General features: G+C 61.9%; 24 protein-coding genes and 1 riboswitch. Of the genes, 12 read left to right on the top strand and 12 right to left on the bottom strand.

What is annotated here, in order from left to right:
* From E3O50_RS18720 to E3O50_RS18700, 5 genes are all read left to right on the top strand, one after another.
* The coding region (locus E3O50_RS18720) for an alpha/beta hydrolase (RefSeq protein WP_134558296.1) at nucleotides 1-205 on the top strand (205 nt) is incomplete at its 5' end.
* A 273-nt stretch (nucleotides 206-478) separates the two neighbouring features.
* On the top strand, nucleotides 479-820 hold the full coding sequence (locus tag E3O50_RS18715) for a hypothetical protein (protein ID WP_134558295.1): 342 nt from the start codon (nucleotides 479-481) through the stop codon (nucleotides 818-820).
* Between the two features lie 122 nt (nucleotides 821-942).
* On the top strand, nucleotides 943-1,407 hold the full coding sequence (locus E3O50_RS18710; RefSeq protein ID WP_134558294.1) for a cupin domain-containing protein: 465 nt from the start codon (nucleotides 943-945) through the stop codon (nucleotides 1,405-1,407).
* A gap of 87 nt (nucleotides 1,408-1,494) precedes the next feature.
* Entirely contained in the window at nucleotides 1,495-1,770 is a 276-nt protein-coding gene (locus E3O50_RS18705) for a hypothetical protein (protein WP_134564591.1), read from the top strand.
* Nucleotides 1,771-1,817: 47 nt separating this feature from the next.
* A complete protein-coding gene (locus E3O50_RS18700) occupies nucleotides 1,818-2,750 on the top strand; it encodes a phosphotransferase (RefSeq protein ID WP_134558292.1) in 933 nt (310 codons plus the stop codon).
* Between the two features lie 141 nt (nucleotides 2,751-2,891).
* Here E3O50_RS18700 and E3O50_RS18695 read toward each other — a convergent pair whose 3' ends face one another.
* From E3O50_RS18695 to E3O50_RS19765, 3 genes are all read right to left on the bottom strand, one after another.
* Complete coding sequence (locus E3O50_RS18695; RefSeq protein WP_134558291.1) at nucleotides 2,892-3,254, bottom strand: GntR family transcriptional regulator; 363 nt, start codon at nucleotides 3,252-3,254, stop codon at nucleotides 2,892-2,894.
* Nucleotides 3,251-4,195 (bottom strand): hypothetical protein, encoded by a 945-nt coding sequence (locus E3O50_RS19295; RefSeq protein ID WP_166790591.1) that lies wholly within the window; start codon nucleotides 4,193-4,195, stop codon nucleotides 3,251-3,253. The genes E3O50_RS18695 and E3O50_RS19295 overlap by 4 nt, the downstream gene beginning before the upstream one ends.
* Before the next feature lie 322 nt (nucleotides 4,196-4,517).
* A complete protein-coding gene (locus E3O50_RS19765; protein ID WP_241975237.1) occupies nucleotides 4,518-4,757 on the bottom strand; it encodes a hypothetical protein in 240 nt (79 codons plus the stop codon).
* Nucleotides 4,758-4,939: 182 nt separating this feature from the next.
* Here E3O50_RS19765 and E3O50_RS18680 point away from each other — a divergent pair, with 182 nt between their 5' ends.
* The gene (locus tag E3O50_RS18680; RefSeq protein ID WP_134558300.1) at nucleotides 4,940-5,524 is read left to right on the top strand and encodes a recombinase family protein; all 585 of its coding nucleotides are present in this window, start codon (nucleotides 4,940-4,942) and stop codon (nucleotides 5,522-5,524) included.
* A gap of 65 nt (nucleotides 5,525-5,589) precedes the next feature.
* Here E3O50_RS18680 and E3O50_RS18675 read toward each other — a convergent pair whose 3' ends face one another.
* Nucleotides 5,590-6,288 carry a GNAT family N-acetyltransferase gene (locus E3O50_RS18675; protein WP_241980947.1) on the bottom strand — a complete coding sequence of 233 codons (699 nt, stop codon included), beginning with the start codon at nucleotides 6,286-6,288 and terminating at the stop codon, nucleotides 5,590-5,592.
* 110 nt (nucleotides 6,289-6,398) lie between these two features.
* Here E3O50_RS18675 and istA point away from each other — a divergent pair, with 110 nt between their 5' ends.
* Nucleotides 6,399-7,955 carry an IS21 family transposase gene (gene istA, locus E3O50_RS18670; protein WP_134558288.1) on the top strand — a complete coding sequence of 519 codons (1,557 nt, stop codon included), beginning with the start codon at nucleotides 6,399-6,401 and terminating at the stop codon, nucleotides 7,953-7,955.
* Nucleotides 7,952-8,698 carry an ATP-binding protein gene (locus E3O50_RS18665; RefSeq protein WP_134558287.1) on the top strand — a complete coding sequence of 249 codons (747 nt, stop codon included), beginning with the start codon at nucleotides 7,952-7,954 and terminating at the stop codon, nucleotides 8,696-8,698. The genes istA and E3O50_RS18665 overlap by 4 nt, the downstream gene beginning before the upstream one ends.
* 144 nt (nucleotides 8,699-8,842) lie before the next feature.
* Here the strand turns inward: E3O50_RS18665 and E3O50_RS18660 are convergent, their stop codons facing one another.
* The 4 genes from E3O50_RS18660 to E3O50_RS18645 all read right to left on the bottom strand — a co-directional run bounded on the left by E3O50_RS18660 (nucleotide 8,843) and on the right by E3O50_RS18645 (nucleotide 11,988).
* Nucleotides 8,843-9,775, bottom strand: a complete 933-nt coding sequence (locus tag E3O50_RS18660; protein ID WP_134558286.1) for a hypothetical protein — start codon at nucleotides 9,773-9,775, stop codon at nucleotides 8,843-8,845.
* Nucleotides 9,765-10,322 (bottom strand): RNA polymerase sigma factor, encoded by a 558-nt coding sequence (locus E3O50_RS18655; protein WP_134558285.1) that lies wholly within the window; start codon nucleotides 10,320-10,322, stop codon nucleotides 9,765-9,767. Before E3O50_RS18655 ends, E3O50_RS18660 begins: the two co-directional genes overlap by 11 nt.
* 216 nt (nucleotides 10,323-10,538) lie before the next feature.
* A complete protein-coding gene (locus E3O50_RS18650) occupies nucleotides 10,539-10,748 on the bottom strand; it encodes a hypothetical protein (RefSeq protein ID WP_134558284.1) in 210 nt (69 codons plus the stop codon).
* Nucleotides 10,749-11,001: 253 nt separating this feature from the next.
* Nucleotides 11,002-11,988, bottom strand: coding sequence for an NAD-dependent epimerase/dehydratase family protein (locus tag E3O50_RS18645; protein WP_347233256.1), 987 nt, complete (start codon nucleotides 11,986-11,988; stop codon nucleotides 11,002-11,004).
* 144 nt (nucleotides 11,989-12,132) lie between these two features.
* Between E3O50_RS18645 and E3O50_RS18640 the strand changes: the two genes are divergently transcribed.
* Entirely contained in the window at nucleotides 12,133-12,762 is a 630-nt protein-coding gene (locus tag E3O50_RS18640) for a class I SAM-dependent methyltransferase (RefSeq protein ID WP_134558283.1), read from the top strand.
* Between the two features lie 1,027 nt (nucleotides 12,763-13,789).
* Here the strand turns inward: E3O50_RS18640 and E3O50_RS18635 are convergent.
* The 3 genes from E3O50_RS18635 to E3O50_RS18625 form a co-directional block, all read right to left on the bottom strand.
* The gene (locus E3O50_RS18635) at nucleotides 13,790-14,143 is read right to left on the bottom strand and encodes a hypothetical protein (RefSeq protein WP_134558282.1); all 354 of its coding nucleotides are present in this window, start codon (nucleotides 14,141-14,143) and stop codon (nucleotides 13,790-13,792) included.
* A gap of 187 nt (nucleotides 14,144-14,330) precedes the next feature.
* Nucleotides 14,331-14,732, bottom strand: coding sequence for a DUF1990 family protein (locus E3O50_RS18630; RefSeq protein ID WP_241975235.1), 402 nt, complete (start codon nucleotides 14,730-14,732; stop codon nucleotides 14,331-14,333).
* Nucleotides 14,729-15,334 carry a hypothetical protein gene (locus tag E3O50_RS18625; RefSeq protein WP_134558281.1) on the bottom strand — a complete coding sequence of 202 codons (606 nt, stop codon included), beginning with the start codon at nucleotides 15,332-15,334 and terminating at the stop codon, nucleotides 14,729-14,731. Before E3O50_RS18625 ends, E3O50_RS18630 begins: the two co-directional genes overlap by 4 nt.
* Nucleotides 15,335-16,229: 895 nt before the next feature.
* On the opposite strand from E3O50_RS18625, the gene E3O50_RS18620 reads away from it, so the two are divergent.
* The 3 genes from E3O50_RS18620 to E3O50_RS18610 all read left to right on the top strand — a co-directional run bounded on the left by E3O50_RS18620 (nucleotide 16,230) and on the right by E3O50_RS18610 (nucleotide 17,614).
* A complete protein-coding gene (locus E3O50_RS18620) occupies nucleotides 16,230-16,475 on the top strand; it encodes an SHOCT domain-containing protein (protein ID WP_198413590.1) in 246 nt (81 codons plus the stop codon).
* A gap of 147 nt (nucleotides 16,476-16,622) precedes the next feature.
* Nucleotides 16,623-16,817 carry a hypothetical protein gene (locus E3O50_RS18615; RefSeq protein WP_134558280.1) on the top strand — a complete coding sequence of 65 codons (195 nt, stop codon included), beginning with the start codon at nucleotides 16,623-16,625 and terminating at the stop codon, nucleotides 16,815-16,817.
* A 397-nt stretch (nucleotides 16,818-17,214) separates the two neighbouring features.
* Nucleotides 17,215-17,278, top strand: a riboswitch (guanidine-III (ykkC-III) riboswitch).
* 12 nt (nucleotides 17,279-17,290) lie between these two features.
* The gene (locus tag E3O50_RS18610; protein WP_134558279.1) at nucleotides 17,291-17,614 is read left to right on the top strand and encodes a multidrug efflux SMR transporter; all 324 of its coding nucleotides are present in this window, start codon (nucleotides 17,291-17,293) and stop codon (nucleotides 17,612-17,614) included.
* Between the two features lie 97 nt (nucleotides 17,615-17,711).
* Here the strand turns inward: E3O50_RS18610 and E3O50_RS18605 are convergent, their stop codons facing one another.
* Nucleotides 17,712-18,113: a RidA family protein gene (locus E3O50_RS18605; protein ID WP_198413589.1), complete on the bottom strand. Its 402-nt coding sequence runs from the start codon at nucleotides 18,111-18,113 to the stop codon at nucleotides 17,712-17,714.
* Nucleotides 18,114-18,214: the final 101 nt, after the last annotated feature.

Genomic DNA, 18,214 nt, shown 5'->3' with positions numbered 1-18,214 from the left:
GATGCTGCCGTCGATAACGTGCCCAACGATGATCATCCATGGGGCCGCAGATCGCCTCATTCCCCTCGCCGCCGCCGAAGAGACAGCCGCCGCAATGCCGGCAGCCACATTCACCATCATCGAGGGCGCCGGCCACTTCCTGTTCCATGAACGGCCCGCCGCCGCACGAGACGCCGTAAACACATGGCTCGAGTCAGCTGAATAGCTGAACCGCAGCCATGTGATGCCGCCAGACAACGTTGACCACCGGGCCTGCGTGTGTACGGGACGCCTCGGCAAAACCTTTTGCACCGCCCGATGCGACTTCGGGGTAATTCTGCGTATCCGGACTTGGCAATACATCCGGACAAGTCCGTTCAACCGGTTAGGCGAACGCCGTAGGAGGGACGGCAAGCGCGACAGGGCTGGGGAAATTCCACCCAAGTTGAGCGGGCCGATGTTAGGTCCGAAGGGAACAGCCACTGCTACTGTCAGCTTCATGCCAGAGGCCAACCGTGACTATCGAACCGCACCGTTGTTGAAAGTGATGCTCACAGCGGCGATCGTGGTCTCGGCGGTTTCGCTGGCTGTAGCCATCGTGATTGCCGTCTTCGTCGACGTGCAGAGCGACTACCTCGGCGCACGATCTGAACAAACCGGGGGCTTCGACCCAAGCGTGTTTCCACCATGGAACGGAGCGCTGTGGCTGATTGGAAATATGTTCCCCGCCCTTATGGCGATCTTGCTTGTGATGCTGATCATTGCGCGCATTATCGCCGGAACAGGACATGACCGCCGTGGCAGCACCCTCGACGACAATCTCATCGTGTCCAGCCCGTGACACGACGGGTCACACTGCCCGCAAACCGGACGGACAGCGCGACAAATCCGCGAGCATGGTCTCAGGAGGATCGAACCGCGGGAAGCCTTATGATCCGATCCGGGCAAAGCTACGATGAAACCATGACCATCGAAGACACCGGTCCCCGTCCTCAAGCATTCGATCTGGAGACCGAGACCCTCAAGAACCCGAACTACCGCACCGTGGCTTGGAGTGGCACCTACCTGCAGGTCACCCTCATGTCGATCCCGGTCAACGGGGTCATCGGACTAGAAAAGCACCCTGACACCGACCAGTTCATTCGACTCGACCGCGGCCGTGGCCGCGCCCAGATGGGACCAAGCAAGAACGAACTGACCTTCGACCAAGAGGTAACCGACGGGTGGTGCGTCATCGTTCCGGCTGGCAGCTGGCACAACGTGACGAACATCGGAGATGAGCCCATGCAGGTCTATACCGTCTACGCGCCCCAACACCACAAGCCGGGCAAAGTTCACCAGACCAAGGCGATCGCCGACTCCGACACCGACGATGCACCCGCCGACTGGTCCGTTCAACCAGAACCCGTCGCTGACCAACACGCCTGAACGGAGCCGCCCGACCAGGACCCCCGCCATCGTCGCGTTGACGGCAGCTACGCCCGCCAGCACCTGCCCCAAGCAGCGTATATGTGATTGCTGCCGGCGGCGTGCGCGTTGGGGGTAAGGATCGCGCACGGCTGCGCCGGCGAACTCTCTCACACCGCCGATGCGATCGCCCACCATGCCGGGTTCGACGGTAACGGCGAACTCGCTATCATCACGGGCGCCGAACTCGCGAAGATGACCAATACCGCAGCCCTCGGACACGCCCCGCTCGGCCTCGCGGTATGCAACCGGGTGGCCCGGACGACAACGTCCGAATCTGTAACCTGGGTGAAGGACAGCGGCCGCGCCGATGCTGTTCGGTAGGGGAACCCTCAATGGGACTGTCGTCCGAATCAGCTAGCCTGACCTTCATGGCTATGCACGATGATGAGTTGCATATTGACGAGCAAGTTGCTCGTCGGCTGATAGCCGACCACTTCTCTGAATGGCGCCTTGAACGCGTCCGTCGCATCGTGACGGCCGGCACGGTGAACGCCATCTTTCGAATTGGAGCTGACCTCACTGCACGATTCCCGCTCCGCTCCGCGGAACCAGCCGATGTGAGCAGGGAGCTCGCCCGGGAAACCGTAGCGATGAGGGAGTTGGCCGCGTGTTGTCCGGTCCCGACACCGGTTCCCGTTGCCGTGGGCAAACCAGGTTACGGCTATCCCCTGCCGTGGTCTGTGCAAACGTGGCTGCCCGGGACCACTGCAACACCCAAAGGCTTAGCGGACTCCGACAAGTTCGCTCATGACCTCGCGGACCTCATAGATTCGCTTCGCGCCGCCGCAACGAACGGACGACAGTTTGCGGGCTCCGGTCGCGGTGGAGCCCTTCAGGACTCCGACGAGTGGATGGAAGTCTGTTTCGGAGCAAGTGATGGGTTGCTTCCTGTCGATCGGCTCCGCATCCTGTGGGCGGAGTTTCGGGACTTGCCGTCTGCCGGCCCCGCGATGATGACGCACGGCGATTTGATTCCCGGCAATCTCCTTGTCGAGGGAGACCGCCTGGCAGGTGTCTTGGATGGCGGGGGCTTCGCTCCAAGTGACCCGTCACTTGATCTTGTCGCCGGGTGGCACATGTTGGATGACGCAAGACGATCGCTCCTCCGCAGCGAGCTAGCGTGCAATGACCTTGAGTGGTGGCGGGGAGCCGCGTGGGCGTTCCTGCAAGCGATGGGCCTCGTTTGGTACTACCGGGAGAGCAATCCAGGAATGAGCGCTCTCGGGAAAGTCACCTTGGCGCGGATCCTCCGTGATCCCGTGTTCTCACCGCTCACCGCCGCGAGCACGGGCGTCCAATAGGCGGAAGGCTAGCGCGACAGATCTGGGGCCAATCGGCCCGCGGCCGAGTGCGCCGATGCTGTGTCACTTGGGAACCTTTATCGGGACGGTCTGGATCTGATTCTTCAGAGCGATGGGTGCCCAGGATTCTTTGCGGGACGTTCAATCACTGTTGGCGAGGTTCCAGGCGGTTTCGACTGCTTTGAGGACTTCTGCGAGGGCTACTTTGTCGCGGGGAATTGTTCTTACGAGTTCGGCCGTTGCTTGGTCGAGGTCGAACGCTTCGATCTGGTCTAGGCGGACGAGGGTTCCTTGGGAGCGTCGAGTTTCGACGAGACCGGCCTCTTCGAGCTCGCGGTATGCGCGCGCCGCCGTTCCAACTGCCACGTGTAGGTCGCCGGCGAGTTGGCGTACGGTGGGCAATCTGTGACCGCCCGCGAGTCTGCCCGAGGTAATTTCCGCTACTAGAGCGGCTCGGATTTGTTCGAAGGGCGGCGTCGGATCATCCGCGTCGACGGTGATCATCCCGCGAGTTCCGACCGCGGACCAGCGAAGGCCGTACGAGGCAGTTTCATCGCCCCGATGACGGCGAGAAAGGCGAGCGAGAGGCCGTAGACGAGGGCTACGGCTGCAGCCCCAAACAGAACCATTCCGATCGTGTGCAACGTCGCGGCCGCGTTCACGTCGAGGCCCGTCTCCAGACTGGGCGCGTTGACCAGCGGCAGGGATGCCATTCCGAGTAGAAGGCCGAGGGTGAGTGCCAACGGTGCGCTCGCGACGCGAAAGACCAGCCGGACGCCGCTTCGACGCAGGGCTGCGTCAGCGTCGCTCAGTTCCGCCCAGGCAGTGGCCGGGGCATCAATAACGCGCCGCAGAGCCTGAACAGTGGCGAGAACCAGAACGCCAGTGAGTACCAGCACCGGGAGCGCAAACATCCACCCGGGGAAGAGGTACGGCCCGCCCGCTTTGCACTCGGCCGGAAATAGGGCGGTGCAGAGAGACCGACCATCCGGCGCGGCTTTCGACAACAACCCTGCGGCTACGGCCGCCAGGACCGTTGTTCCGACGATGACCCCGAACCTCGTCCGTTGACCTGACGACGAATAGTTGCTCAGGGTACGCGGCTTGACGCTACTACTCCGCCGTCGAAGTGCGTCATCGATCGTTGGTGCGGGCATTAACGTGAACGCGATGAGGCCGGCCGCGGCCGCCGCGAGTGGTCCGAGGAAGAACGGAACCAGCTCAAGAACCGGATTGGCAATATGTACCAGGATTGCCACAGCGAAAACCGCGAGAGCCGTTGAAACCGCAACAGCGGACCGCAGCGCGCTCACACGCCGCGCACGCACGAGCGGGCGAGGCTGTCCGCGCCGTCCAGCCATCGCCACGCCGGCGAACGCCACCGTTAGGACGAACAAGAGACCGACCAGGCCTAATGACATCTCGGCAATCCCAATGTTCTCCACATGTCCTCCTTGTGTCGACTTGACGATACAAGGAGGTTGCAGTTTGCGTCAAGTGATTGTGACAAGCCTTCTCGCGTGTGCGCGGCGAGGCCCATCAGCAATGGGGACAGGGGACCACCCCATTCCCTTGGGGAACGTTCATCGAAGCGGGTGGGAAACTCGATACATGGAGAATCCGTGGGGGGAGAACGATTTCGTGTTCCGAAGTGGCACTGCAGAGGATGCGGCGGCTTGCGTTTCGCTTTGGGTCGCGGCGTGCGTTGCTCGGGATGGTGAAGCGGTCGATGGAGTGGCCGAGCGAGCTCGACTGAAGTTCGACAATTCAGAATGTTGGATCGTGGCCGAGGACGCAGCCGCTGGGCTCGTCGGGTTTGTACTCGCAACGAAACCGGGCTCGGGTCTGGCCAGTGATCCACCCGACTCGCCTGTCATCGGTCTGCTCGCTGTCGCTTCTGGCGCTCAGGGGCGCGGGCTCGGCGGCGCACTTCTTACTGGAGCAACAGCCGAGCTTGCTGGGCATGGCCATGAGCGCTCTGTCCTTCACGTTCTTGCCGATCATCACGGTGCCGTGCACCTCTACGAGAAGAACCGCTGGCGACCGCTGGGAGAGCCGTACCCGCATTCTCTGTTGGGACGTCCGTCGCAGACGTATGTGCTGGACCTAGATCTTCCGGGTGTCCGATAGACGGACGGCTATCGACGCGGTTCTTGAGCAATTCGGGCGCAGCGATCAATCTGCCCTTCATGAATGAATTATTGATTGGCTACGCACGCGTATCCACAAACGAACAAGACCTGACCGCTCAACAGAACGCCCTTGAACGGCTCGGAGTCAGGCCAGCTCTGATCTACACAGATCACGGCCTGACCGGCACCAACCGTGCTCGCCCCGGCCTTCGAGAGGCTCTCGCCGCGTGCCGCGGCGGTGACACGCTAGTCGTTGCCAAGCTCGACCGGCTGGCGCGTTCCCTTCGAGACGCCAAAGACATCATCGACGAGCTCACCGCCAAGGATGTGAAACTCAGCATCGGAGGATCTGTTCACGATCCCAACGATCCTGTCGGGCGGCTCCTCTTCAATGTGCTCGCAATGGTTGCCGAGTTCGAGTCAGATCTCATCCGAGCCCGAACCCGGGAAGGCATGCAGGTAGCGAAAGCGAAAGGGCGACTGCGCGGAAAACCACCCAAGCTCTCAAACGCACAGCAACGGCACCTGATGGAAATTCACGATGCTGGAACGCCCTCCACCGCAGAAATCGCCGAACTCTTCAACGTCGCCCGCTCGACGGTCTACCGAACCATCCAACGACAGTTGGCACCAAAACGCTGAACGCAGCTATCGACGTTCCCGTTGCACGGAGACCAAGTCCTGCAACGGGAATGCCTTGCGGGCGATTATTCGTGAACGTCAGCTTCGGCTGTTCCGAGTTTGCTCATGGGTCGGATCATCGCCAGGCGCGGCCAGGATTCCAGCCCTCGCGCGGCTTCTGTCTCCATTCGAGCGCCCATAGCCGAGCCCCAGTCACGTGGCAAGAAAACACGGAAGCCGAGGCGCTCATAGTATGGCGCGTTCCACGGAACGTCTCGGAATGTGGTCAGCGTCACAGCGGGGAGTCCGCGTTCACGTGCCCAAGAGTCAGCCACGACAATCAGTTGCGCTCCGATTCCCCGACGTGCATGCTCCGGGTGGACCGTGACTTGCTCAATATGGGCAGCTCCGTCCACCTGCTCCAGAAGCATGTAGGCGACGATTATACCGTCGACGAGCCACACAAACGCTCCATGGTGCGTGACGAAGCGCTGGAAATCCTGCCTGCTGATCGGTTGATCATCGGCGACTATCGCCATGTTGATGTTGCGGAACGACTCTCCGGCGGCTCGCTCGATCTCGGTGATCCGGAAGTGGTCCTCGAGACTGGAAAGACGTCGCACCATTCGATCCTCCCACTCCCGCTCAGGACCTACCCGCACGGGAACCTTCAACGCGTCTTTGTTGGAGAGACGCGTTNACTTGGGGGTGCCGTATTGGTCGAACGCGCTCTGGAATGAATATTCGGTTCTATGGGCACCACCCGAGGTGCGGTTGAGCACCACTGTTCAGATGCCTGATTCGCATCGTTCAGCACCACGATCGGCGTGGTTGAGCACCACTTGAAAAGCTCCTTCCACCATGTGAGCGCCACATGGTGGAAGGAGTACCGGTAATGGTACGGAAGATCAAAGCGAAGCTGATTTTGCAGCTGCGTAATCAGGGTTTGTCGCGACGAGCGATCGAGTCCGCTCAGGGGATATCTCGGCACAGTATCCAAGCGGTGCTCGATGCGGCAGAACAGCGGGGACTTGGCTGGGATGACTTCGCGAAGCTGCCCGAGGCCGAGGTCTATGCGGCGTTGTTCCCCGGCCGCGGTGTCCATGAGAGTGTCTTCGCGCAGCCGGACTGGGTTCGGGTGCACACCGAGCTGGCGCGGGTCGGGGTGACGTTGAAGCTGCTGCACCAGGAATACGTCGACGCGTCGACGGGGGCGGGTCAGGCAAGGATGAGCTATGACCGGTTCTGTCGCCTTTATGGCGACTACGCTGCTGTGACGGGTGCGACGTCGCGAGTTGGACACAAGGCCGGCCGCAGCATCGAGGTCGACTGGTCTGGGCCCACGATGCAACTGGTGGATCCGACGACGGGTGAGGTTTCGACTGTGTATTTGTTCGTCGCGTGCTTGCCCTTCAGTCGGTATGCGTTCGTGGAGGCGGCCTTGGATATGCGGCAGGAGTCTTGGCTGCGCGCCCACGCGGCGATGTTCGCGTTCTTCGGCGGCAGCGTCCCGCGCCTGGTGCCGGACAACTTGAAGACCGGGGTGATCTCCCACCCCCGCGAGGGCGAGGTTGTTCTCAACGATGCCTACCGGGAGATGGCGGCGCACTACTCGGCCGCGGTGCTGCCGGGCCGAGTCCGGGCACCAAAAGACAAGGCGAGCGTCGAGAACACCGTCTCCCATGTCGCCACCTGGGTCATCGCCGGTTTGAGACACGAGGCCTTCACGTCCCTGGCGCAACTGCGGGGACGGATCCGGGAGCAGATCGATGCCTACAACCGGCAACCGTTCCAGAAGCGGGACGGGTCCCGGTTGAGCGTGTTCACCACGGAGGAACTGCCATTAATGCAGCCGCTGCCGGCGGCACCGTTCGAGATCAGCACCTGGTCCTACAAGCGCAAGGTGAATAAGAACGCCCATGTGGTCTGGGCGAGGAACTTCTACTCCGTCCCTTTCAGTCACATCGGCGCCCTGGTCGACCTGCGCGTCACGGACACGATGCTCGAGGTCTATCGGGCTGACGAACGCTTGACCTGCCACCTGCTGCTGCCGGCGAGCACAACGAACCAGTATCAAACGAACGAGGCTGACCTTCCTGAGGGGCGCAGCTTCCAGGCCTGGGACCGGACCCGGATCGAGGAATGGGCGGCGCGGATGGGGCCGGCGACGACGGTGGTCATCGGGAAGATCTTCGAGACCGTCTTCATCGACGAGGCCGGCTTCGACGCGGCATTGGCGGTGTTACGCCTGTCGCGCCGGTTTTCCCCGGCCCGAGTTGAAGCCGCTTGCCAACTCGCGCTGCGGGGCCCGGTCCGGTCCCCGCGCTATGCGCATTTGCGGCCGATCCTCGATACCGGGCAAGACAAAACCGGACACGTCCCCGACGAGCCCGAAGGTGATGACAGCGGATATGTTCGCGGCAGCGCCTACTACGCCGGAGGGACCCGGTGAGCCGGCTGGACGGGGAAACCAAACGCAAGCTCCGCGAGATGAACGCCGGCGAACTGCTCGAGGCGATCGACACCCAAGACGAAACGCTCAGCATCAGTCTGACCTTCGAAGAGCGGGTCAGGTTGGTCGTCGACGACGCCTACTCGACATTCACCCATTCCAAGGTCGCAGGCCTGATCCGGCGGGCGGGGCTGCGTTATCCGAACGCGGATCTGCGCCGCATCGACCTGCTGGACGAGCGCGGCCTCAACAGGCCGCTGCTGGCCCAGCTCGGCACCTGTTCGTTCGTGACCCGGCAGCAGAACGTCGTCTTCCAGGGGTTCACCGGATCGGGGAAGTCGTATCTGGGCTGCGCGATTGCCAAACGCGCGTGCGAACAACGCATCCGAGCCCACTACGTCCGGATGCCCGACCTTGAGGAATCCTGGGTCGCCGCCCAAGACACCACCGGCGGGGCAGGAAAGTTCTTGCGCAAGTATGCCTCATTCACTTTGCTGGTCATTGACGAGTGGCTGCTCGACAAGCCGTCGGAGTCGATGCGGACGATGCTGGAGCTGATGGAACGCCGCTACGGGGAGAGTTCGACGGTGTTCTGCACCCAGTATCAGCAGAAGGACTGGCACCAGCGCCTCGGTTCCGGCGTCCACGCCGACGCCATCATGGACCGCATCATCCACAACACGGTCTGGGTCGAGACCGGGACTTACAACATGAGGGAACACACGGCCCTCGCCACCACGTAATCCATGACCGGGAGCACCAGTGGTGCTGAGCCACACCACCACTGGTGCTCTCCCGCACGAACGGCGGTGCTCAACCACACGATTGGGTGGTGCTCAGAGCCTCAAATACTCAGTTGAAGGCGAGCCCTAGGCCGGAGTGAACTCTCAAGGGCCGGTAAGGCACTTTTCGACGGTGAGCGGGATTGCGTTGAGTTGGCGGTTCTTGCCTGCCATTGTCGGTTCTGGTGTGATGCCGCGCGCTGTGAGGCATGCGCCGATGCGATTGGCCGTCTCTGACGTATCTTCGTTCTGGATCTGCCAGGCGCTGTCCAGCAGGGTGAATTCCAGCGCGTAGCAGCGACCCTCCACTCCAGAGGTCACAGAGTCGCCGGTGGTTGCGTACTTGATTATTGTCCCGCTTTGATCGACTCCCACGAGCGGAGAGCCGGCGTTGATCATGCATCCGTCATAGCGGGCGAAGCCATCCCGGTACTCGGTTTCCGTGACGACGCCATCGGAGAGCGCGGCGTTCTGGGCCGCGGAGGGCTCAGGCGTGGTGGCGCGATTGGCCCACGATGTCCAGACGACGAAGCGATTGGAGCGAGCCGTGGCAATCGTCAGGGTATGTTCACCGTCCCCGGTGATTGAGTGATAGCCCCCTCCATTTGTAGAGGCGGTGTCTTCCTCGGAGCATCTACTCTCGCCCTGCAACTCACCGTCGACAAGAATACGAAAGGTACCTGCATCGTCGCAATGGAACGCAACAGCAATCTGCTTGGCGCCCTCAGGAGCCTCGCCGAGTTGGATCGTAGTAGTGCCTTGACCGCTCAGCACGAACGGCGTGCCATACAACTGGGCGTCGTCGTATACGACAAGGTTTTTCATCTCGTCGATGCTGACGGTGGCTGGCCGATCGTCCGCACTCAAAGCGATGGCAGACACGGCGCCTCCGGTGAGAGCGCCAGCCAGGACGAACACGGCGATAGACGCCATGACTGCGCTGCGTCGTCGAGGGCGCACGGACTCCGCGGTCGAGGTTGCGACCAGCATTCGCCGGAGTTCCTGATCGCGGAGGGACTGGTTCGGTTCAGTGGACATCGGTCGCTCCTTCTGGGCGAAATGCGGTATGCGGTTCGAACTGGTCACAGAGCCGAGTCTTCGCACGCGATAGACGTGACTTGACCGTGCCCGCTCTGACACCGAGAACCCGGGCACTCTCATCGATGGTGAGGCCTTCGATAACGCAGAGCGTGATCACCTGCTGATCCAGGGTCGACAGTTGCCGCAACGCTGTGAGGGCATCGCCGTCGCCTACGGCGTCGGCGTGATCCGGATGATGGTCATCGGTCGGGAGCCTGTTCAATGCGGCACGATAGCGCCGGGTGGCCCTGGTGAGGTTGCCGGCCGTGAACGTGGCCGTGCGTAGTAGCCAGGGGAGCATCGACCCGTCGACGAAACGAACAGCATCGCGTTTCCGCCACGCCTCGAGGAACGTGACAGCGACGACATCGTCGGCATCCGTGAACGACGGCGCCAGACCGCGCGAGTAGCGATAGAGCCGGGCCCTGTGGCGATCGAAGATCACCCCAAAAGCATCGCCTTCGCCGGCCGCGGCCTTGCTCCAGTACACCTCGTCGTCACTCATTTGCGCTCATACTATGAAGTGTCCGCAGAGCGTCCGATGGTTCCATCGTTTCTTCGCCAATCCAGGAGTGAGGCGCCTCACCCGTGCTAACCATCCCACGGTGGCTCGAAACGATGACCACGGATCGTTCAACTGAGAAACCACCAGACACCACTGCGCGAGGAGACTAGTTGCGAGCCGAGCCCTCAGCGGAACCTGAAATGGGCACTGTTGTTCCTATTTCGGTGAGCTGGCCCTCCGGAGAGCTCGCCAGCCCAGGAATCCAGCAAGGATGATGCAGGCGCCAGCGACGGTTGTGAAATACGGGGCGGGCATGCTCGGAGCCAACACGATGAGCACAACGCTGGCTACGACGAGAAGGATGCCGACGATGCCAAGCGCTAGGAACAGCTTCGCCGCTGCCTCTGACTTCAGTTTTTGCGCCATAGCGAAAGAATAGTCAGCTCGGCACCCGGGTGCGCGGCTGAGAAACGATCCTGGCGATAGCTCTTGGTCTGCTATTTCTGCGATATTCGGCGGCCGATAATCTTGCCCGATAGACGGACGACCAACGCGACAGATTTGCGGCAAGTCCGACCGGTAGCCAAGCGCGCCCTGAAAGTGTCCGAAGGGAACCCTCTGCGGGATTCCTAACCGTGGCGTCTTGGAGCGAGATTGGATAGTTCTGCGTCGCGGATTTTTACGCGCCGATCTCGGTGAGGAGAATGCGCTGTTCTTGCTGGGTGAGGCCGGATCGACGTTCCCGGTCGAGTCCACGGGCCCGTTCGTCCGCCAGCACGTCCTCGAGCGTGTCCTGCAGGGTTCGCTCGGTTCCGCCCGCTGCGACATAGCGGCTGCGGCTGCGCCGGGCGAAGGCGGAGTCGCTGTGGGGAAGCCACAGCGGCAGGGACCGGGGGCCAGCCCAGTAATTGACTCTGTGCGCGGTCAGCCAGTCGTCCTCGGCCGCGATGAGTTCGCCCGTATGGCCGGCGACCCGGGCGGCGGCCAGCAGAACCGTGGAGAGTTCATATTCGCTCCCGACGGCGTTGTAGATGCCGGTCAGGCCGCGCAGTCCCGCACTGATGAGCCATCCGGCAAGGTCCCGAACATCGATGAACTGCACGTACCGATCCTCGGCATTCGGCACGAGAACGGCTTCCTCGGGAGCAGCGGCAAGCCTGGATACCCAATAGCTGAACCGGTCGCTCCTGTCGCCCGGCCCCGCGATCAGGCCCGGTCTCGCAATAAGAAGACGATTACCCACCGCCTCCGCCGTGGCGCGTTCGGCGGCGACTTTCGCGTGCGCGTAACCGTCGAGGTCGGATGGCTCGACCAGGATGGCATCCTCGTCGGCACCCGGTTCAGCATTGCTCGCATACACGGAGACGGAGGAGACCAGGGTCCAATGCGCCGTGCTGCGCGCCAAAGCCTCGAGCGCTCCGGCGACGAGGTCCGCGTCATAGCTGAGCTCAATGATTTCGTCCCAGGCTTCACTAGAGACAAGGTCGTAGGCGCCAGATGATCGCCGGTCGGAGCGGACAAGCGTCACGCCGGGTGGGACTTCTCCAGATTCACCGCGCGCAAGGCACGTCACATCCTGGCCTTGAACCGCCAACTGCTCGGCTATCTCTCGACCCAGCCAGGCGGTTCCTCCGAGAATAAGTGTGCGTGTCATGGCGTCAGTCAATCGCACAGCTGAGATGAGTCGGTGCCGGATTCGCTCTGAGCGCAGGACCTGTAGACGATCATCGTCGCCGGTGGCAATCACGCTGCGATGCCGCGGTCGCCCGCAAGGGGAAACGTCTACCGGGCTTCTCCTAGACTCGGTCCCATGACTGGCAATGCGGTTCTGGATGCATACGCCGGTCGGGCGGAGGAATACACGGCGCTGCTCGGATCGATGGCTAACACGCACGAATCGGATCGGCGGCTTGTCGCCCAGTGGGCGCGCGACCTGCGGGGCGCGGTCATCGACGCGGGGTGCGGTCCTGGACATTGGACCAATTTCCTCAAGAAGCGTGGTGTCAATGCAGAGGGTATCGATCAAGTTCAGGCGTTCATCGGGCAAGCGAGAAAAAGATTTCCGACGGTCCCGTTCCGAGTCGCGTCACTGGAAGATCTCGAGGTCCGAGACGGATACGCAGCTGCAATTCTTGCGTGGTACTCCGTAATCCACCTTGCCCCAGGTGACTTGCCAGCAGTTCTGCGCGAGTTCGCCCGCTGTATTGCCCCTGGAGGCAGCCTCCTCCTCGGCTTCTTCGCGGGCGACACCGTCGAGCCGTTTCCGCACGCCGTTACGACAGCGTACTTCTGGCCTATCGGTGAGATGAGCACGCAGCTCGAGGCCGCAGGGTTTCACGTTCAGGCGGTGAATACCCGAACCGATCCGGGTAAGCGGTCCCACGCCGCGATCATCGCCCATCGAATCGATGGTTCAGCGCCCTCAGACGTTCCGTGCTAGCCACGAGCTCCGACGCCGATTGGTCGAAGGAACTTCAAAGGTCTAATTCTAATCAGACTGTGTCATAGGCCGAACCCGCGGCGGGCGTCAACGCGCCGACCCCGACTGACGTGAGAGTTGCATTCCTTCCGCCCAATTTGATGTATCCAAGCTCGATGCGAAACGGTTCGCTATTTATTCGACTCGCGCTTTCGGTCCTGTCGTCGAAGCACACGAACGCTTCCGAAACCCGCGATGACCAGACATACGCCAATGAACAGATTGATGTATACGTCCACGTTCGAAGGATTGAGAATCAGGCGAACAAGGTCGGCAACAATGAGAACGCACCCGACTATCCCAACGATTAGCAACAATGTTTGCCTGACACGTGGACTCATAGCTGCAACAGTAGTCCGCCAGTGGTTCAGTGGACTGATCTCCGAAGCTGTCGATCACGGCGAAACCCGGTCCGAGCAGGACCTTCCGCCCGATTGTTTCAGGGCATTCAGCGAGTGCCCGCAAGCGGGACCATGAGCGACACGGACTTGGGCCCAGTCGCAGAGTCAGGGCCGGCCCCGCTCCTCGTTTCACAAGGGAACCCTCAAAAGCAATCCTTCGCAGTCATTCCGTGAGCCCCCCTTCGGATTGGCCATTGACGGGTGCGTAGGGTGAGGTCATGCGAAATGAACGAGGGTTGTTCCCTTGGTGGGTCACACGAGTGTTCTTCTCCTTCGGCGCTATGTCGATCTTCTCTTTTGTTTTTCAGGTGCTTCTTCGATCAGCAAGTCCGTATTCCTGGTTCCTGATTCCGGTCGGTCTTGCTCTTATCGCTCTGTCTGTCCGTGGCCCCTGGGACAGCGAGGCTAGCGGTCGGAATCGGTCGGTTCTCGGATATAAGGCACGGCCTGGTCCCGACCAGGATCGCTAGTTGGCGCTCCGCAGAACTTCGCCGTGGCGGCTCGGGTTCGGAGCGCCGCGGAAGGATCCTTGAGCAGGGCCGCCGCAAGGTCATCGGGGACGAGCGACGCAGCTGTAGGCGGTGCCGTTATCTGCCGTGAATCCACGAAAGGAAACGTTGCTTTCGTGAGCGTCGTTTCCGTGCCACGGCTTCGGCGCTCAGCAGTGGCCGCCAACCAAAGTGCTCTCGTTCAAGTCTCTCCTCTTCGACTCCAAGGGGCACCCACTCGAATTCCCATTCACGCGCCAGTTCTTCGAGGTAACTGCCGTCGTCAATGTAGTTGTCCCCCGGGGCGTCTGGTTTGGGAGAAGGGTCAATCACCATGACCCACCAGTCGTCCTTGTGTTCCGGATAGATATAGGCGTAACGACCGGCCCACGGACCCGCTTGGATCCTGGCTATGCGTCCTTGCTCACCCCAGAATTCTTCCCCAAGCCACATGCTCAGACCCTACAGCGCCAGCCATTGGGACATGCTAACCCCAAGCGGACATCCGCGATTTCGCTCCGACAGAGGTTCAAAGCGTGTCCATCGCCAGCGCTGATGGGCGTTCAGCTCAGCGAAGTGAGCGCAGGTAGCGTCTGCGCGCGATGCGTTGGGCGATGAGCAGCAACGGGTAGAGGGCTCGCTAGGGCTGTTGTGGCGCGGGGCGCGTGAGTGAGCGCACGATTAGACGCACCTCGTCGCCGCGTCGGTGCACGATGAACGCTTCTTCGCCGCTGACGGGGTGCCCCGGCATGGTCCGGTACGCGAAGCCGACCCGGTCGAACTCCTTGACGACGGCCACGACTTCCACCGGCTCAACGACGGTCACCTTGAGTAGACGTGCGGTGACGACGACGCGATCGCCCTGCGAAACCGGGCTGGTCGAGTCGACCGCAAACCCGCTCGCCGTTTTCACCCGCCATCGGAGTACGTCCCGGGCGACGCGCTCCCAGACAGAGTCACCACGTCCCACGACCGCCGATACCTCCGAGCGACGGTATCCCCCTTCGCTCGAAGGCCAGTCGCGAAGCTCAGGGCTGGTCATGCGTCACGTCCTTCACCGCGTCCAACGGGCTCTTGACCGGAGCCTCGCTCGTGCACGTGTCCGCGACGTCGCGAACGCGAGCCACTGATTCGCAGATCGCTCCAGCTGAAGCCGTCCGAATCGGGCAACGCGTCGCGGATTTGTGCGTCGTTGAAGGCGAGATGTGGACGGAGATCGTCCGGTAGCTCCGCAGCCGGAAGAGCAGCGTCCGTGACGCCTTCGGCCAGCATTCTCGCTTGGGCTTTCGCCAGAAGCGGCACCGTCATCGCCCATTCTGTGAACTGCGCCAGGACATAGTGGAACGCGACTGGCAAACATACGATGACCAGGCGGCGGTTGAGAACTCGGGCAACTCGACGAGCGGCTTGGCTCAGCAGCAGGGTCTCGCCGCCGCGGACGGCGACGGTTTGATCTGTCATGCGAGCGTCGAGCGCAGCGACCAGAATGTCAACAAGCTCACCAACCGGGACGGGGCTGATCGACTTCTCCCGAAGTCCAACAGAGGCGAAGATCGGGATCGTCTGGATTGTGCGGCTGAGGTGATCGACGAGGTGGTCGCCGCGGCCGTAGATCATTCCCGCTTTCAGAATCGTGTAGTCCAACGCTCACCGGCACAGCAGGCTCGGGCGATCAGATGATAGCGTCGGCTTCGCCCTTCGGAAGTAACGGCCAGGGGGACCACTGTCCTGCAGGCGGAAGCGCGGTTCGTGCGGACTTGACCCGGTCCTCGGGCAGATCCACGGTCGGGCTGCGCCCGGATCGCATCCCGACCCCTGGCTCCTCGAGCCGACATTCAATCCAGTCGCCCCGCCCGGGACCGAATCGTTCAGAATAACCGCCTGACACGACAGTGCGCACGGTCCATTCGAGCTCCTCCGCCAGACTCAGGACATCGTCGTCACAGGCATCACAGCCGCACGCGGGGAAGTGGAAGTCGTGGAGCAAACCCGCGTGAAGGTAGACGCCTGGGAACCGCGTGAGGACAAATGTCAGCGGGGCCGCTGTCGGGTCGCGAGGCACGACCCGCAGTGCGCGAAGAACGTCATTTGGCAGGAGGAGAAGATCGTCAGCCACGTTCGGGGTTTGGTCCATGGCGACGTCGAAGGTGGTCTGCAGCCATTCGATGAGAGCGTCGGCGACTTTGTGCGTCGGCGCGAATCGCTGCGGATTACTAACGCGGGAGTACGAGTCTCCTGGTGGAGACGCTCCTCCCCATCGATTTCCATAATCAATCGGGTGGCCCTGCTCATTCCGGTATATCTCCACCGGGAACGTGGGGCGTCGATGTTCTGTCATGTTTACAAACTATCTGCCAGCGTTCTGTTCACCGAGTAATCCGTCGGCCCGCAGATCGGGCGTCTCTTAACGCACCGTTGTCGTGAACCGGGGACTGCCTTGGTGCTCGCGCCCAGGGCTGGCAGGGGAACCTTCTGCGCGAACAGCGAGGAAGCGCTAGCCTCAGGTTCAGGTCAGCGCGATGCTGTCCAAGGGGGATTGATGCTATTTGGTCTGTGCGGTTTGCATGTGCTTGTCATCCTCGGAGTGCTCGTCATCGGCGCGCTCGTCGTGATCGCTGTCATCGCTCTCGGGATTCGGCTATCGCGACGAAGCGATCACCGCCCCCTGACCCCGTCGTCTGATCCCGTCGAAGAGATTCAGCGACTTGCCAAGTTGCGCGATGAAGGGCTACTTTCCGAAGCGGATTTTGAAGCGAAACGGGCAGAACTTCTGGGTCGCATCTGACCGGAATGCTGTCAAAGTCGGCCCTCAAGACCGTCACAAATCAAGGCTCATTGCGGAACGTCTTCGGGGAATCGCTGCCCGGCGGCATGAGCCTGTGCGAGGCTGTCACTCATATGCACCTCGACCGCACGATTCAGGAGCTCGCTCATGCGCGAAACATTAGTCGTCCAGGGTCTCCTGGCCTTGGTCGGCGTCGCATTCGTGATCGCAGGTGGTGCGTATCTGTCGACCAGCGTGCCGCTTGGACTACTTGGCGCGGTTGGTGGCCTGCTCGTCATCGGGGGAGCGATTGCCGTTGTGCTGCGGAAGAAGCGAACCATGAGCGCGCATCCGCTCAAGTAAGCGCCAGCGCGGCCGCGCAAAGCAGCGCACCCCATCGAATTCTTGCATCGACCATTGCACCCCGACTCAGTCGTTCCCCGAACGGTACCATGTGGGCGTGCTGCTCCTCGCAGGCGACCGGCCCCCAAGGGGGACGGCCACCGCGACAGATCTGGCGCCAAGTAACCCCGCGACGACGCGCGCCGATGCCTTGTCACTGGGGAACCCTCACCGGTGGTCGGGCTCGGGGAAAATTGTTCGGATGATCAAGGCCACCATCTCTTGGGGATCAGATCGCCGCCCGCGCGGCCCCGCTTGCGAACGGACCGAGCCGGTCCGCGTGATTCCGTGGGCCGTGCATCCGGGCTGTCCCGTCCTCGTGCCAAGCACCTGCACAGGCGACCGCGATAGCCTCATTGCAGGCCGCGAAATGTGGCTCCGGACGAGGGATCAGTACCCGGCACGCGACAAGACTGGCCACAGGAGTGGTTGTCATGTCATGGATCGTGCTTGTTGTGTCCGGCGTTCTGGAAGCCGTCTGGGCCACGTCCCTGGGGAAGTCCGATGGCCTCACGAAGTTGTGGCCATCGGTCGTATTCGTGGGGGCGCTCCTGATCAGCATGGGCGGCCTTGCCCTCGCAATGCGAGACATCCCAACTGGCACGGCGTATGCCGTTTGGGTCGGAATTGGCGCGGCGCTCACCGTGCTGTACGCGATGGTCTTTGGCGCCGAGCCGGCTTCGCTCGTTAAGGTCTTGCTCATCCTCGGGCTCGTGGGGTGCATTGTCGGTCTCAAGCTCGTGGACGGCGGTAATTAACCAGACCTCGACGGACGCAGATTCGGCGCAAACTCGCCGAAGTTCCGAAGTCTCCGGGGTACAGCCATTCGGAACGTTGTGTGGGCTGCCGACTTTCTCAGTCGATTACGGCCGCGACTGCTTCGATTTCGACGAGCTGATTCGTGTAGCCCAGAGCGGTGACGCCCATGAGCGTGCTCGGCACGTCATGCTCACCGAAAGCCTCACGAATGACCGTCCACGCCTCAACTAGGTCGCTCTGATTGGAAGACGCGACGAGAACCCGCGTGCTCAACACGTTCTCGAGTTGGGCTCCCGCCGCCTTCAGGGCTAACGCGAGGTTCTCCATCGCCTTGCCGGCCTGCGCTGCATAGTCTTCAACACCAACAGTGATGCCATCGAGGTCCAACGGAAAGGCGCCGGCGAAGAAGATCAGGCGCGCCTCAGCGGGAGCAGTGGCCGCGTAGGCGTACTGTGCCACTTCGGAACCCTCACTGACGGTCGCGTAAACCGCGGCCACCAGGGTTACGTCCCTGTGAGTGGTGTGGTTTCCCGCTCTTGAGCGTTGCTTCTTCAACGCAATGAGCCACCGTGGGATGGTCAGTGAGTACCGACTAAGCA

Origin of the sequence: Cryobacterium sp. MDB1-18-1 (assembly GCF_004402735.1) — a bacterium.
Classification (GTDB): domain Bacteria; phylum Actinomycetota; class Actinomycetes; order Actinomycetales; family Microbacteriaceae; genus Cryobacterium; species Cryobacterium glucosi.
The sequence above is the reverse complement of the archived record's forward strand: the minus strand, read 5'-3'. Positions and strand labels throughout refer to the sequence as shown.

Excerpts from the sequence above, each read along its gene's own strand:
- E3O50_RS18715 (WP_134558295.1), top strand. The coding sequence starts at position 479 with ATGCCAGAGGCCAACCGTGACTATCGAACCGCACCGTTGTTGAAAGTG.
- E3O50_RS18710 (WP_134558294.1), top strand. The coding sequence starts at position 943 with ATGACCATCGAAGACACCGGTCCCCGTCCTCAAGCATTCGATCTGGAG.
- E3O50_RS18700 (WP_134558292.1), top strand. The coding sequence starts at position 1,818 with ATGGCTATGCACGATGATGAGTTGCATATTGACGAGCAAGTTGCTCGT.
- E3O50_RS18695 (WP_134558291.1), bottom strand. The coding sequence starts at position 3,254 with ATGATCACCGTCGACGCGGATGATCCGACGCCGCCCTTCGAACAAATC.
- E3O50_RS18680 (WP_134558300.1), top strand. The coding sequence starts at position 4,940 with ATGAATGAATTATTGATTGGCTACGCACGCGTATCCACAAACGAACAA.
- istA (WP_134558288.1), top strand. The coding sequence starts at position 6,399 with ATGGTACGGAAGATCAAAGCGAAGCTGATTTTGCAGCTGCGTAATCAG.
- E3O50_RS18660 (WP_134558286.1), bottom strand. The coding sequence starts at position 9,775 with ATGTCCACTGAACCGAACCAGTCCCTCCGCGATCAGGAACTCCGGCGA.
- E3O50_RS18655 (WP_134558285.1), bottom strand. The coding sequence starts at position 10,322 with ATGAGTGACGACGAGGTGTACTGGAGCAAGGCCGCGGCCGGCGAAGGC.
- E3O50_RS18650 (WP_134558284.1), bottom strand. The coding sequence starts at position 10,748 with ATGGCGCAAAAACTGAAGTCAGAGGCAGCGGCGAAGCTGTTCCTAGCG.
- E3O50_RS18640 (WP_134558283.1), top strand. The coding sequence starts at position 12,133 with ATGACTGGCAATGCGGTTCTGGATGCATACGCCGGTCGGGCGGAGGAA.
- E3O50_RS18635 (WP_134558282.1), bottom strand. The coding sequence starts at position 14,143 with ATGTGGCTTGGGGAAGAATTCTGGGGTGAGCAAGGACGCATAGCCAGG.
- E3O50_RS18630 (WP_241975235.1), bottom strand. The coding sequence starts at position 14,732 with ATGACCAGCCCTGAGCTTCGCGACTGGCCTTCGAGCGAAGGGGGATAC.
- E3O50_RS18620 (WP_198413590.1), top strand. The coding sequence starts at position 16,230 with ATGCTATTTGGTCTGTGCGGTTTGCATGTGCTTGTCATCCTCGGAGTG.
- E3O50_RS18615 (WP_134558280.1), top strand. The coding sequence starts at position 16,623 with ATGCGCGAAACATTAGTCGTCCAGGGTCTCCTGGCCTTGGTCGGCGTC.
- E3O50_RS18610 (WP_134558279.1), top strand. The coding sequence starts at position 17,291 with ATGTCATGGATCGTGCTTGTTGTGTCCGGCGTTCTGGAAGCCGTCTGG.